Annotated in this window: 10 protein-coding genes; 3 read left to right on the forward strand and 7 right to left on the reverse strand. The window is 65.5% G+C overall.

Annotation, left to right across the window (positions count from 1 at the left end):
* Positions 1 to 33: 33 nt before the first annotated feature.
* Together C8N35_RS10705 and C8N35_RS10710 are read right to left on the reverse strand one after the other, a co-directional pair.
* Positions 34 to 1,797 (reverse strand): methyl-accepting chemotaxis protein, encoded by a 1,764-nt coding sequence (locus tag C8N35_RS10705; RefSeq protein ID WP_107989693.1) that lies wholly within the window; start codon positions 1,795 to 1,797, stop codon positions 34 to 36.
* 374 nt (positions 1,798 to 2,171) lie between these two features.
* Positions 2,172 to 4,217, reverse strand: coding sequence for a 4Fe-4S binding protein (locus C8N35_RS10710; RefSeq protein WP_107989694.1), 2,046 nt, complete (start codon positions 4,215 to 4,217; stop codon positions 2,172 to 2,174).
* Positions 4,218 to 4,380: 163 nt separating this feature from the next.
* Between C8N35_RS10710 and C8N35_RS10715 the strand changes: the two genes are divergently transcribed.
* Both C8N35_RS10715 and C8N35_RS10720 read left to right on the forward strand, forming a co-directional pair.
* A complete protein-coding gene (locus tag C8N35_RS10715; protein ID WP_170122074.1) occupies positions 4,381 to 4,977 on the forward strand; it encodes a DUF3305 domain-containing protein in 597 nt (198 codons plus the stop codon).
* A complete protein-coding gene (locus C8N35_RS10720; protein WP_107989696.1) occupies positions 4,970 to 5,692 on the forward strand; it encodes a DUF3306 domain-containing protein in 723 nt (240 codons plus the stop codon). Before C8N35_RS10715 ends, C8N35_RS10720 begins: the two co-directional genes overlap by 8 nt.
* Before the next feature lie 82 nt (positions 5,693 to 5,774).
* Here C8N35_RS10720 and C8N35_RS10725 read toward each other — a convergent pair whose 3' ends face one another.
* Positions 5,775 to 6,413, reverse strand: a complete 639-nt coding sequence (locus C8N35_RS10725; RefSeq protein WP_107989966.1) for a LysE family transporter — start codon at positions 6,411 to 6,413, stop codon at positions 5,775 to 5,777.
* Between the two features lie 227 nt (positions 6,414 to 6,640).
* Here C8N35_RS10725 and C8N35_RS10730 point away from each other — a divergent pair, with 227 nt between their 5' ends.
* Entirely contained in the window at positions 6,641 to 7,138 is a 498-nt protein-coding gene (locus tag C8N35_RS10730) for an acyl-CoA thioesterase (RefSeq protein WP_107989697.1), read from the forward strand.
* A 90-nt stretch (positions 7,139 to 7,228) separates the two neighbouring features.
* Here C8N35_RS10730 and C8N35_RS10735 read toward each other — a convergent pair whose 3' ends face one another.
* The 4 genes from C8N35_RS10735 to C8N35_RS10750 form a co-directional block, all read right to left on the reverse strand.
* Positions 7,229 to 7,825, reverse strand: a complete 597-nt coding sequence (locus tag C8N35_RS10735; protein ID WP_107989698.1) for a L,D-transpeptidase — start codon at positions 7,823 to 7,825, stop codon at positions 7,229 to 7,231.
* A 398-nt stretch (positions 7,826 to 8,223) separates the two neighbouring features.
* The gene (locus C8N35_RS10740) at positions 8,224 to 9,924 is read right to left on the reverse strand and encodes a SulP family inorganic anion transporter (RefSeq protein ID WP_107989699.1); all 1,701 of its coding nucleotides are present in this window, start codon (positions 9,922 to 9,924) and stop codon (positions 8,224 to 8,226) included.
* A 208-nt stretch (positions 9,925 to 10,132) separates the two neighbouring features.
* Positions 10,133 to 11,107: an endonuclease/exonuclease/phosphatase family protein gene (locus C8N35_RS10745; protein WP_107989700.1), complete on the reverse strand. Its 975-nt coding sequence runs from the start codon at positions 11,105 to 11,107 to the stop codon at positions 10,133 to 10,135.
* Between the two features lie 170 nt (positions 11,108 to 11,277).
* On the reverse strand, positions 11,278 to 12,405 hold the full coding sequence (locus C8N35_RS10750; RefSeq protein ID WP_107989701.1) for an AbrB family transcriptional regulator: 1,128 nt from the start codon (positions 12,403 to 12,405) through the stop codon (positions 11,278 to 11,280).
* Positions 12,406 to 12,447 lie beyond the last annotated feature (42 nt).

The raw sequence follows: 12,447 nt of genomic DNA on the forward strand, positions 1-12,447 counted from the left end.
AAGATGCCGCAATGAGAGAGGCGGGCGCCTCTCTCAGGCGGCGCGGATGGTGTTCAGGAAGCGATCGAGCTCGCGGGTCAGGATGCTCGACTGCTCGCCGATGCTCAGCACCGTGGCCTGAACCTGCTCGGCCGAGGCGCTGGAATCCGTCGCGCCCTGGCTGACGCTGGTGATATTGGTGGCGATATCGCTGGAACCGGCCGCCACCTCGTTGGCATTGCGCGCGATTTCGGCGGTGACGGCGTTCTGCTCCTCGACCGCCGAGGCGATGCCGGCGATCTGTTCGTCGATGGAGGCGATGGCCCTTGCCACGCTGACAATCGCTTCCGCCGTCATCTGCGAGCCCGACTGCATCTGCTGGATCTGGTTGCCGATGTCTTCCGTCGCCTGGCCGGTCTGCGAGGCGAGATTCTTCACCTCCGAGGCGACGATGGCGAAGCCCTTGCCGGCCTCGCCGGCCCGCGCCGCCTCGATGGTGGCGTTCAGCGCCAGAAGATTGGTTTGGGAGGCGATGTCCGAGATCAGCTTGACGACCTCGTCGATCTTCGAGGCGGAAGCCGACAGGCCCTCGACGGTTTCGTTGGAATTGCGCGCCTGACTTGTCGATTCATCGGACAAGGCCAGCGCCTTGGTGACCTGGCGGCTGATCTCCTGGATGGAAGCCGACAGTTCCTCCGCCGCCGAGGCGACGGTCTGGACATTGTTCGAGGCCTGTTCGGAGGCGGCGGCCACGGCGGAGGCGCGTTCGCGCGTCAGCGAGGCGTTTTCGGCCATCTGGGTCGCGACCGTCGACAATTCCTCCACCGCCGCGGATAGCTGCATGGCGATCGCCTTGACGGTGTGTTCGAGCTCGTCGGCGAGCCGCAGCATCGCCGCGCGCTTTTCCTGCTCGATGCGCTCTTCTTCCTCCGCCGCTTCCCTCCGCAGTCGCTCCACCTCGATCATGGTCGCCTTGAAGCTCTCGTAGGATCTGGCCAGCTGGCCGACCTCGTCGTCGCTGACGATGCTGACGGTGACGGAGGTATCGCCGCGCGACAGCGCGCCGAGCGCGTTGGAAACGCTCGTGAGCGGGCCGGAGATGCTGCGCCTTGCGAACAGAACGGCGATCGCCATGCCGAGCACGGCGGAGATCGCGGATATGCCGAGAAGCTGCCAGAATGCCGACTTTTCGTGCGCTTCGGCCGTCAAGGTGGCCTTCGCGGTGAAAGCGCGGATCGAGCCGAGGATATCGATGAGGCGGTTGTCCAGTGCCTCTTCCTCCGCCTCGATCGTGACGGCGAGCGCTTCGGCCTCCGCCTGGCGTCCCGCCTCGATCAGCACGGCGATCTCGTCCACATGCTTGTCGAACTCGGAATGCGCCGCCTTGATGTCATCGATCTGGTTGAGAACCGTCTGAAAAGCCGCGGCGTCCGCCTCGCCGTCGGAGTGCTGCAACGCCTTTTCGGCTATGGCCTTGGCGGCCGTGATGGCACGATCGACATCCTCGGCGAGCCTGGCAAAGGAGGCGCGCGTTTCCTTGTAGAGCTGCGCGGAATTCGGGGTCTTGATGTCTGCGAAGCGCAACATGCGCTCCAGCATGATGGCCTGCTCAAGCTGGCCCGTTGTCACCTGGTTGACGGTCTGCGTCAGCGGAATGTCGTTTTCGGCGATGCTCTCGATCTCCCCGCCGATCCGCGACATCTGGAAGATCGCGATGCCGGCGACCACGATCGTGAAGGCCGTGACGATCTCCACGATCAACAGGATCTTGGCGGAAACCGATTTCAGCGCGAACCGCGAGGAAGGAGCGGCTTTCATCGACGCCCCCCGATCGACAGGAACGGACCATGTTCGAAGCGATGTGATGAAGGATAGCTGAGGCCATTCGCGGATACTGGGGAGACGGGAGAAAAGCGAGACTTAATAAGCATATCTTGTAACATCGCACATGGTTTCACGGTGAAGTGAAAATAGTATTCGCCTGTTAAATTGTCGTAAATCGAAATGGACGGAGGGGGTATTACGTAGCGGAGAAAGGTCGAAGGCCAAAAGGGAGAGAGCGTGGTGCCATCGCGAAGTTGATTGACATAATAAATATATGCGGGCACGCGCCCGCCGCTCCAAAGGCCCGGCGCGAGGATGCGTCCATGGTCCTTGCGCCGGGCCTTCAGGTTTGCTTGTCGGCGGGCCGATCAGTGCCTCTTCAGGAAGTCTTCGATCGTCAGGCCCGCCTTGTCCGCCTCGAGATATTCGGCGGTCGTGCGCGGGCGGGGACGTTCGCCCATGCGCATCGGGCTGTCCGGCATCGCCCATTGCGCGGAAACCCGGCAATCGTCGCACATGCGGATCAGGTTGATCTGATCGGCGGAGCGGTACATCCAGTGATTGCCGGAGAGCTTTTCCGCGATACGGTTGATGGTCGATTGCGTGCCGAACGGCTTGCCGCAGGAAATGCAGGTGGCCGGCTTCTCCTCGTTGAGGATACGCGCGCTCATCGCCTCCGCGCCGAGATCATAGCGCGGTTCCAGCGAGATGACCTTTTCCGGGCAGGTATCGGCGCATAGCCCGCACTGAACACAGGCGGCTTCCGTGAAGCGCACCTGCGGCCGCTCGGGATTGTCGGAAAGCGCGCCCATCGGGCAGGCCGCGACGCAGGACAGGCACAGCGTGCAGCCGTCCGTGTCGATGGAAATCCGACCATAGGGCGCGCCGGCGGGCAACGCGATGACGTCCGCCGCCGCATCGCCCGTTGCCCGCAGCTCGCCGATGACGGCGCGTGCCACGTCGCGCTTGCCGCCGAAGGCCGCGATGCGACGCGGTTCACCGCGCCCGGGCTTTGCCTTGAGCCGGTAGAGCTCGTCCTCCACCGCGTCCGGATCGGCCACCTCCAGCACATGGAAACGTCCTTCCGCCTCGTGGCCGAGGCCTGAAAGCAGCGCCTCGGCGAGCGCGATCTGGCTTTCCAGCGGCGGCAGCTCGTCCGATTTCTGCGGATTGGCGAGCCACACGACATCTTGGGCGCCGGCCAGAATGGCGGCCAGCATCACCTCGTGGCCGGTGTGGAAGACCGAATGAAGGCCGACCGGCAGCACGTTGGCGGGCAGGCCGCGCCCCATGCGCGCCATCGTCGCGATCATCTCGTCACCGTAAGTCTCGTCGTGCAGCAGCAGGACCGGGCGCTTGCCGCCGGCGCGCGCATAGGCGGCGATGAGCGTCTGCAACCGGCCGACGAGGTCCGCCCGGCGCGGGTAGGCGTAGGAAACCGCGCCCGTGGGACATGCGGCGGCGCACGATCCGCAGCCCGCGCAGATGCCGTGATCGTAGAAGACCGTGTCGCCGGCGTCGGAAATCGCACCGGCCGGGCAGACGTCGAGACAATTGGTGCAGCCGGTGCGGCCCGAGCGCGAATGGGCGCAGATGCTGGCGTCATAGGAGACGTAGAGCGGCTTTTCGAAGGTGCCGACCATTTCACCTGCTTCGAACAGCACGCGGGCGACCGCCGCCGGGTCCTTCGGATCGGCGCGGAAATAGCCGTCGCGCTTTTCAAAGCCGGTGACGAGCGGGGTGCCGCCGGAAATGTCGACGATGACGGCGCAGTCCGATTTCGCGCCGTCGCGCGCCATCATGAATTGCGGCTCGGTGCGCGCCGATGGCAGAATCGGGGCATAGGAATCGACGGTGACGTCGAACTGGCCGAGTGAGCCGGAAACCGAACGGATGCGGCCGCGATAGACCGCGACGTCCATCACCGAGGGCAAAACCATGTCGGCCGCATCGCTCAAAAGAAGCGTGACCGACAACCGGGCATTGAGCATGCGCGCGGCATCGAGCGCCTGCTGGCCCGCGCCGTAGACGAGGCAGAGGCCGGAACTCTCGATGGTCTTCAGCCCCGTGGGCTCCGGCTCCAGCACGGCTTCCTCGATGAGGGCCGCGATCTTTGCGTGCGGGTCCTGGCCCTTCGCTGTCCAGCCGGCGCGCTCGCGGATGTTGAAGAAGGACACGCGTTCGTCGGCACCGGCATCCTCCGCGATTTCGGAAAACAGCGGCGCCTCCTGCGTACAGGCGACGAGGATCGGCTCGTCACCGGCGAGCGCGCTCTCGAAGGCCGCCATGCCGGTTCGGCACAGGTGCCGGTGGATGGTCGGCGTGCCGTCCTCGCCCACGGCAAGCCGCCGCGCATCCAGATCCATCGTTTCTTCGCAGTTGCAGACAAGGACTTTGCGGCCCTGAACCTTCATCGCGTCTTCCCCTCCGGCCCTTGCGTGTCGCTGGGTGCCGATGCTTCACGCGCATACGACCTCTTTTTTCCCTTATGGAAGTTTTAGGCAGGTCTGCCAGCATTGCCAACTATTTCGCGAGGGTTAGTATTGTCTGCAACCGGGTAAGCCATGCGGGGATACGTTGGAACACGAGAAAGCCGAGGGTCTGAAGGCCGAGATTTCCATTCCTGTCGCCGCGATCGTGGAGCGTCGGCGTGTCGATCACCCCTGGGCGGAGTGGTCGTGGCGTCCTGTGGCCGCCGTCGTCGAGCCGCCGCCGATGGAGGACTGGCACCCGATGGTGAGCGAAGGCACCACCACGCGCTTTCACGCCGGCACAAAGAACGTGACGCTGCACAGGAAGCTGGTGGAGGCCTATCGCATCAATCTGGCGCTGGAGGTGCCCAGCCTGTGGATCATGCTCGATGCGGCCGACCCCGGCGCGGCCCAGCCGTGGGAACTCTCCATCATCACCGCCTGTCCCTATGACGCGCAGGATCTCGCCGACAGCGGCGAGGGCATTCTGGAGCAGGTCCCGATGCCGGAAGATCTGGTCGCGCTGCTGGTGGAATTCGTCCGCGCCCATCCGCTGCCGGAGGAATTCAGGAAACGGCGGCGTGACGAGGTGAAAGTGGAAGACCTGAAATTCGGCAAGGAACCGATCTTCGCGCGCGGACCGGGCGCCCCCAGGCCCGTGGAGGGCGGACCCTCGGCCGACGACGAGGGGTGCAATGGCTGAGGAGCGCTTCCTCTCGCGCTGGGCCCGGCGCAAGAACGCCGCCGCCGTCGGTGCGGCGGACGGGGATGCCGTGCCAGACGAGGGTGCCGTGGCGCAGGTCGCGCCCGATCCCTGTCCCGCCGATCCCTGTCCCGCCGATCCTGGCTGCGCAGCGCCGGAGGTGCCGGACGCGTCTGTCGAAACCGCGCCCGATGAGGAGGAGCTTGCGGCCAACCGTCTTGCCGCCGAAGCGGTGAATCTGGAAACGATCGGCCCTGCGACGGACATGAGCGTCTTCCTCAAGAAGGGCGTACCCGCCGCACTGAAGGCTGTGGCGCTGCGCCGGCTGTGGACGTCCGATCCGGTCTATGCCTGCGTCGATGGGCTGAACGATTACGACACCGATTTCACCGGCAAGGCGGAGGCGCTGAAGACGGTCGCGACCCGCTGGCAGATCGGCAAGGGGTTTGCCAAGGCGGGCGATGGCGCGCCGGAAGGGGGCGGCGAGGCGACCGAGTGTGTGGGGGAGGCTTTGCCGCCGGAGGATGTCGCGCTTGCCGGTGAGCCTGAAGCGGCCTTGGCCGAAAGCCCCGAAGACGCGTCGTCGCGCGACGAGAGCCGGGACGAGGCCACGGGCGAGCCGGAAGAAGGTGCCGCACCGCCGCGCCGCGTCGCGTCGCGCCGGCGCATGACATTCGACATCCCGCAAGACGCCTCCGGCGACGCAGAGGGGTGAGGCGCGCCTGTCATTCTGTTTTCATGTGAGCGGCGCGGCGCGAAGGCACGGCGAACGTGTGGCCTCTATTGAGGCAGGTCCCTCAGGCCGCCTTTTCCGCCGCGAGCTTCAGGCCGAAGCCGATGAAGATGGCGCCGCTGGCGCGGTTGATCCACTTGCCCGCGCGCTCGAACCCGGCGCGCATCTTCGGCACGGTGAGAAAGTACGAGACGCCCACGAACCAGGCGATCAGGCAGCTCGCCATGACGAGGCCGTAGCCGGCCTTGACGAGGGCCGGGGTCTCGTGGCTGATCAGCGTGGAGAAGATCGACAGGAAGAAGAACACCGGCTTGGGATTCAGCGCATTGGCGAGGAAGCCGAGCAGGAACGCCTTGCGGGCGCTCTGGCGCGTGTGGCGGGCGTCGTCCGGCGTGCTGACGGCGATCACCGTCGGTCCGGCCCTCAGCGACTGGATGCCGATATAGATGAGGTAGGCGACGCCCAGCCACTTGATGACGTTGAACAGCAGGATCGACTTGGAAATGATCAGGCCGAGCCCGAGGATCGTGTAGGTGACGTGAAACAGCAGCGACGTGCCGATGCCGAAACTCGTCAGGATGGCTTCGCGGCGACCGTGCAGCACGGCCTGGCGCATCACCATGGCCGTATCGGCGCCGGGCGCGACGATGGCGAAGGAAAACACCGCCATCAGCGAGGCGAGTTCGATCAGGTAGGTGTGCACGCGGGCTGGCTCCATTCCCTATGGTGTCGCGCGAGTTTAGAACGCGGCGCGCCGCAAGGAAAGACGGAACGCAAGGGCGCAGCGGAAGGGCGCGGGCGGTTGTGTCTTGACTGCGATTTCACGTTTGATAGCGTCGCAGGCGATCCGTACGTTCATTTGAACTGTTCTTCCGGCCTGTTTGAAGAAAATCCGTTTTACCTGTCCTTTTGAAATTGAAAGGAAGCCCTATGGCGGACGATAGCGTCCTTCGTTCCCCTGGCGAAAACCAACCCGGTGAGGCGACGGCCCCCAAGGAGGCCGGCGGCAGCGAGGCGGGCGGCAGCGAAGCTGGCCTTAGCCACGTCACCACCGACAAGATCCGCTATGCCGACACAGACCGGCAGGGGCATGTCAACAACGCCGTGTTTTCGACGTTCCTGGAAACCGGACGGGTGGAAATTCTCTATGATGCGCGGGCGCGCAAGCATTGCCACGGCGCCTCGTTCGTCATCGCCACGCTGAGCCTCGAATATCTGAGCTCGCTGTTCTGGCCGGGCACGGTGACCATCGAGACGAAGATCGCGCGGATCGGCACGAGTTCGATCGAGCTTTCGCAAAAGGTCTCGCAGGACGGCACTCTGGCGGCAACCGGCAGGACCGTCATCGTCCAGGTCGACAATGCCACGGAAAAGGCGAAGCCGCTTTCGAGCGGAATGAGAGAGTTTCTCGCCCGCTATCAGGACTGAATGGCGCGAAAGACGTTGCGTGGCGGGACAAGCGAAAAAAGCCGCGGGCTCCGGTGGAACCCGCGGCCTTGATGTGAAACGTGTTGCGGTTCAGCGCTTGACGATGACCTTGGCGCCGACATCGACGCGGTCGTAAAGGTCGATGACGTCCTCGTTGGCCATGCGGATACAGCCCGACGAGACGGCCTGACCGATGGTCCAGGGCTCGTTGGAGCCGTGGATGCGGTAGAGCGAGGAACCCAGATACATGGCGCGCGCGCCCAGCGGATTGTTCGGCCCGCCTTCCATGTAGGACGGCAGCTTGCGGCCCTTGCGGCGCTCGCGCGCGACCATCTGCGGCGGCGGGGTCCAGCCCGGCCATTCCGCCTTGCGGGAGATGTGCTTGGTGCCCGCCCACTGGAAGCCCTCGCGGCCCACGCCGATGCCGTACTTCATGGCCCGCCCGCCCGACATCACGTAATAGAGCCGGCGCTCGCCGGTATCGATGATGACGGTGCCCGGTGCCTGGCCGCCATCATAGGAGACGACCTTCTTGTCGATCGGCGACTTGCCGCTGTGCGCGCCCGGGCCGATCTTCATCCACGTCTTCGTTGCCGGATCGAAGACCTTCGTGTTTGCCGTTGCCGACGTCGCTGCCGCAGTGCCGGCGACCAGTACGGCCGCTGCTATCGTGAGAAGCTTTCGCATTCCCGATCCCTTCGAATGCCTCAGTTCATATTCCGTACCGAAAGGCGGGCGATGCTGCCGCCATCCGGCGATCCAAAGTCTCTCGTCTGCCCGCCCGGCCCGGCGGCGTGTGCCGGAACGCCGGGCTCATCAAGGAACGCGCGCGGTTCGCCACGGCGCTCCCACAAGGATCCGGAAGGGTTGGACCTGCAGGGACGAGCCGCAAGAACGCCGATACACAGCCCTGCGAATACGCTGACGATAGGAAACGCAGGGTTGCATTCTTGTTAACGTTGCGGCCCCGAGGCAAGCCGTGACCCGGATCACGGACGGTCGGTTTTGACGAAACTGTCCGGTTGTTGTCCGCCCGCAACAAGGGGAAAAATACGTAGTGGCGGCGCCTCCTGCGACCCCGGGTGTCAGGCGGCGCCGAGCGGGAGCGGCCCGTCCGGCACGGCAAGCGCCTTGGCGCTCTCGAAGTTGTCGGCGAATATCAGCCGCGCGGCGAGCCCCATGTGGGTGAGAATGGTGAGGGGCTGGTCCTGAATGCCGGAAACGATGATGCGGGTGCCGCGCGCCGTGCAGCGGCTGACGAAGCTCTCCAGCGCACCGACGCCTGTCGCATCGATCAGCGGCACCTCGCGCATGCGCAGGATGAACACCGGCGGTATCGGACCGGCCCGGTCCAGCACCTCGCCCAGCCGCGAGGCCGCGCCGAAGAACAGCGGCCCGCGCAACTGGAACACCTCGACACCGTCAGGCAGCGCGAGGCGCTGGTCGTGCGGGGGCAGCGGCTCGGCGAAATCGTCGATCTCCTCCTCGATCGCGGAGACGCCGAGCGTGACGGCGACGGACTGCGACATGCGGTGCATGAAGGCCATCGCCGCCATCACCACGCCGATCTCGATGGCGAGCGTCAGGTCGACCAGCACCGTCAGCCCCAGCGTGACGAGGAGAATGAGACGTTCCTCGAGCGGCGCATGCAGCAGATGGCGCAGCTTGTCGATCTCGCTCATGTTCCACGCGACGATCACCAGCACGGCGGCGAGGCTCGCGAGGGGGATGAAATTCGCCAGCGGCGCCAGGAACATCATGAAGGCCAGCACGAACCCCGCGTGCAGCATGCCGGCGATGGGCGAGCGCGCGCCGGTGCGGATGTTGGTGGCGGTGCGCGCGATGGCGCCGGTCGCCGGCAGTCCGCCGAACAGGGCGGAGCCGATATTGGCGATGCCCTGCGCCACCAGTTCGCAGTTGGAGCGGTGCCGCCGGCCGGTCATGCCGTCGGCGACCACGGCCGACAGCAGACTTTCCACGCCCGCCAGGAACGCGATGGTGAGGGCGGAGGGCAACAATTCGACAAGCCGGGCCATGCCGATCGCCGGCATCTGGGGCATCGGCAGGGAATGGGGGATGCCGCCGAAGCGCGATCCGATCGTATCGACCGGCAACGCGAAGGCCCAGGCGGCCAGCGAGGCGGCGACGACGGCGATCAGGAAGGCCGGCATTTTCGGCGCGGTACGGCGCAGCACCACGATCAGCGCCAGGGCGGCGAACGCGATGCCCGCGCTCGCAATGGAAAACGTGTCGCGCGCGGCCCAGAAGGCTTCCCACTTGGCGATGAACTCGGCCGGCACCTGCGCCATGTGGAGGCCGAACAGATCCTTGATCTGGCTTGAGAAGATGATGATCGCGATGCCGGTGGTAAAGCCGGTGACGACGGGTTCGGGGATATACTTGACGAAAGTGCCGAGCCGCAGCAGGCCGGCGGCGGTGAGCAGCAGGCCGGCCATCAGCGTGGCCAGCACAAGCCCGTCATAGCCGTGCCGGGCAATGACGTTGAAGACCACCACGACGAAGGCGCCGGTCGGCCCGCCGATCTGGAAGCGGGAGCCGCCGAGCGCGGAGATGAGAAAACCCGCGATGACGGAGGTGATCAGCCCCTTGTCCGGCGTCGCGCCCGAAGCGATGGCAAGCGCCATGGCCAGCGGCAGCGCGACGATGGCGACGGTGAGCCCGGCGATGACATCGGCGCGCAAATGGCCGAGCGAATAGCCTTCGCGCAGCACGGTGATGAGTTTGGGCACGAAGAGGTGCCACGCAGGCGTCTGGCGGTGCGGCATAATGACAGGTCACAATGAAGGGAGGTCCCTCATGCACCCGCGCGCCCCTCCCGGTCAAGGACGACCTTGGCAGAACTGCGCGGGGTGGTATGAGGTAGTCACATGCCTCGAGGGATCACACGTTCCACACCTGGTGGCGGGAAAGGGGAGATGCCCTGATCCGGAAGGCTTTCTGTCATTCAGACCGTCCCGCCTGAAGGCCGGCGTTTCAGAGATCCAGCACCACCCAGGCCGGATCGTGGTCGCTGCCGTCGCCACCGTGACGGGTGCGGCGGTCGATGAAGGCGGCGGCGAGATGCGGCGCCAGCGCCGGGCTCAGCCAGATCTGGTCGTACTGCTCGTAATGCGGAAACTCCGGCCCCGGCGGGTTGTAGCGATGAGTCCAGTTGACGCTCGCCGGCCCGGGGCCCTGGCCGGGCGTCTCCGGCTTGGCCGGCCGTGTCTCGCGTGCATCGGCGAGGCTGTTGACCAAGGTGCCGCCGGCAAACGCGATCATCGGCGCGAGGAAGGGCGAGCCCGGCGGATCGTTCATGTCGCCGAGCAGCACGAAGCGGCTGTCGGGTCCCTCGGTCGCCGCGATGATGGCACCGATCGTCTCCGCCTGCCGCCTGCGGCGCTCGTTCGCCTCCGCGGCGCCGGCCACCGGGTCCATGTGGAAGGGCACGTAGTGGCTTTTCATGTGGGTGTTGTAGACGACCAGGAGCGGTTGCCGGTCCGGGCCCAGGATCTCGATGCGTACGAGATCGCGGCCGAAGACGCGCCTTGCCGGGTCGTCGGGATGCACGGAGGTCTGGAAGGAGGTGATGGCCCCCACCGGCAGCCGCGAGAGCAGGCCGACATCGATGAGGCGCGGATCGTTGCCCTCGATCAGCGCGATCTCGTCGTAGCCGCCGCCCAGATAGTCGCGGTTGAACTGTTTGAGGATTTCGATGTGCTCCACTTCCTGGACGCCGAGCACGTCGACGTCCATCGCTTGCCGGATCCGCCGGGCGATGGTCACCGTCTCCTCCGGGTCCTTCTCCTTCACGAGCCGCCCCATGAAGGTGCGTACCTTTACGGAGCCCTCATCGAAGGTCAGCGTTATGCCGCCCTCGGAGGCTGAAGGAGGACTATCAACCGCGCCTGCGAAGTTGAATCGCGAGAACAGGTTGTTTAGATTGAAGGTTCCAATCTTTATTTCCATAGAGTTTCCCAAAGAAATTATTCAGACGGAAAATAAAAGAGAATATACGCAGGAAAGATAAATCTGCAAAAGAAGAACGGTCAAGGAAACTGCCGTTTCATACTTGCGATTGGCAACGTGTCAGATGTCCGGACGCCTGGGAGCGCTCCGGGTAGGAGATGCGTCGGGGATCACTCCCCCATCCGCCGTGACACGAATTTGGCGATCATCGGCCCGGTGGCGACGATCAGCAGGAAGCGGGCGATCTGCATCGCCATGATGAACGGCACGTCGACTTCAACGTTCGGCGAGGCGGCGATGATCGCCACCGTGTCGGCGCCGCCCGGGCTCATGGCGAGATAGGCGGTGAGCGGATCGACGCCGGCGAACGCGACAAGCAGGCTGGCCAGCCCGCAGCACAGCGCAACCAGAATGACGATGGAGACGAGGATGCGCGGGGTGGCGCGCGCCGCATGCCGCAGCACCGGTTTGTCGAAACGCAGCCCGATGCCCCAGCCGATGGTGACGTAGGCGGCGGCCAGCAACAGCGGCGGCAGCTCGATCGTCAGGAGGCCGATATCCTGCAGCACCGCGCTGGCGATCATGGGCAGCACGAAGGCGAGCGCCGGCACGTTGAGCAGCTTGTGCAGCATGAGGCTGACCGCGACGACGGCGAGCGTGGCGGCGAGGTTCGCCCAGTCGGGCGCGGCGAACCAGGCGGTCGCCACGCTCGCAGTGCCGGTGTCCGCCCAGATGCGGGCGACCGCAGCGGCAAGCCCGGCGACGATGATGACGCGGGTGTACTGCATGAAGGCGACGAGGCGCATGTCGGCGCCAAATTCCTCCGACATGAAGGTCATCACCTGGGCAGCGCCGGGCGAGGAGCCCCAGATGGCGGTAGAGCCGGGCAGGATCTTCAGCCGGGCGAGCGACCAGCCGAGCAGCGCGGCGGCGATAATCACGGAAAGGACTCCGCCGACGAAGACCGGCCAGTCGCGCGCGATCTCCTGCAGCACCGACAGTTCCAGCGTGCGCGCGATCATGCAGCCGACCAGCGCCTGCGCCACCAGGTAGGGCAGCCGGGGCACGGCCATGTCGGCGTTCATCAAGGCCGCGACGATGCTGGCGATCATGGCGCCCAGCAGCAGCGCTGCCGGAAATCCCGTCAGTTCGAGGAGCGTCATCAGCACGAGAGACAGCGCCGCAAGCCCGACCCAGCGCAACGGCGTGCCGTTGGGAGCGCGCTGCGGTGGCGTCGCATCCGCTCCCACAGGGGCTTGCGCATCCGGAGCATCATTCTCCGGCGTCCTGGTCAGCATGGGGCTTGTCCTGTCCTGCAACGCGCTAAATCATCCTTCCGG

Origin of the sequence: Breoghania corrubedonensis (genome assembly GCF_003053845.1) — a bacterium.
In the GTDB taxonomy this organism is placed as follows: Bacteria; Pseudomonadota; Alphaproteobacteria; order Rhizobiales; family Stappiaceae; genus Breoghania; species Breoghania corrubedonensis.

Excerpts from the sequence above, each read along its gene's own strand:
- C8N35_RS10730 (WP_107989697.1), top strand. The coding sequence starts at position 6,641 with ATGGCGGACGATAGCGTCCTTCGTTCCCCTGGCGAAAACCAACCCGGT.
- C8N35_RS10720 (WP_107989696.1), top strand. The coding sequence starts at position 4,970 with ATGGCTGAGGAGCGCTTCCTCTCGCGCTGGGCCCGGCGCAAGAACGCC.
- C8N35_RS10745 (WP_107989700.1), bottom strand. The coding sequence starts at position 11,107 with ATGGAAATAAAGATTGGAACCTTCAATCTAAACAACCTGTTCTCGCGA.
- C8N35_RS10710 (WP_107989694.1), bottom strand. The coding sequence starts at position 4,217 with ATGAAGGTTCAGGGCCGCAAAGTCCTTGTCTGCAACTGCGAAGAAACG.
- C8N35_RS10740 (WP_107989699.1), bottom strand. The coding sequence starts at position 9,924 with ATGCCGCACCGCCAGACGCCTGCGTGGCACCTCTTCGTGCCCAAACTC.
- C8N35_RS10735 (WP_107989698.1), bottom strand. The coding sequence starts at position 7,825 with ATGCGAAAGCTTCTCACGATAGCAGCGGCCGTACTGGTCGCCGGCACT.
- C8N35_RS10750 (WP_107989701.1), bottom strand. The coding sequence starts at position 12,405 with ATGCTGACCAGGACGCCGGAGAATGATGCTCCGGATGCGCAAGCCCCT.
- C8N35_RS10705 (WP_107989693.1), bottom strand. The coding sequence starts at position 1,797 with ATGAAAGCCGCTCCTTCCTCGCGGTTCGCGCTGAAATCGGTTTCCGCC.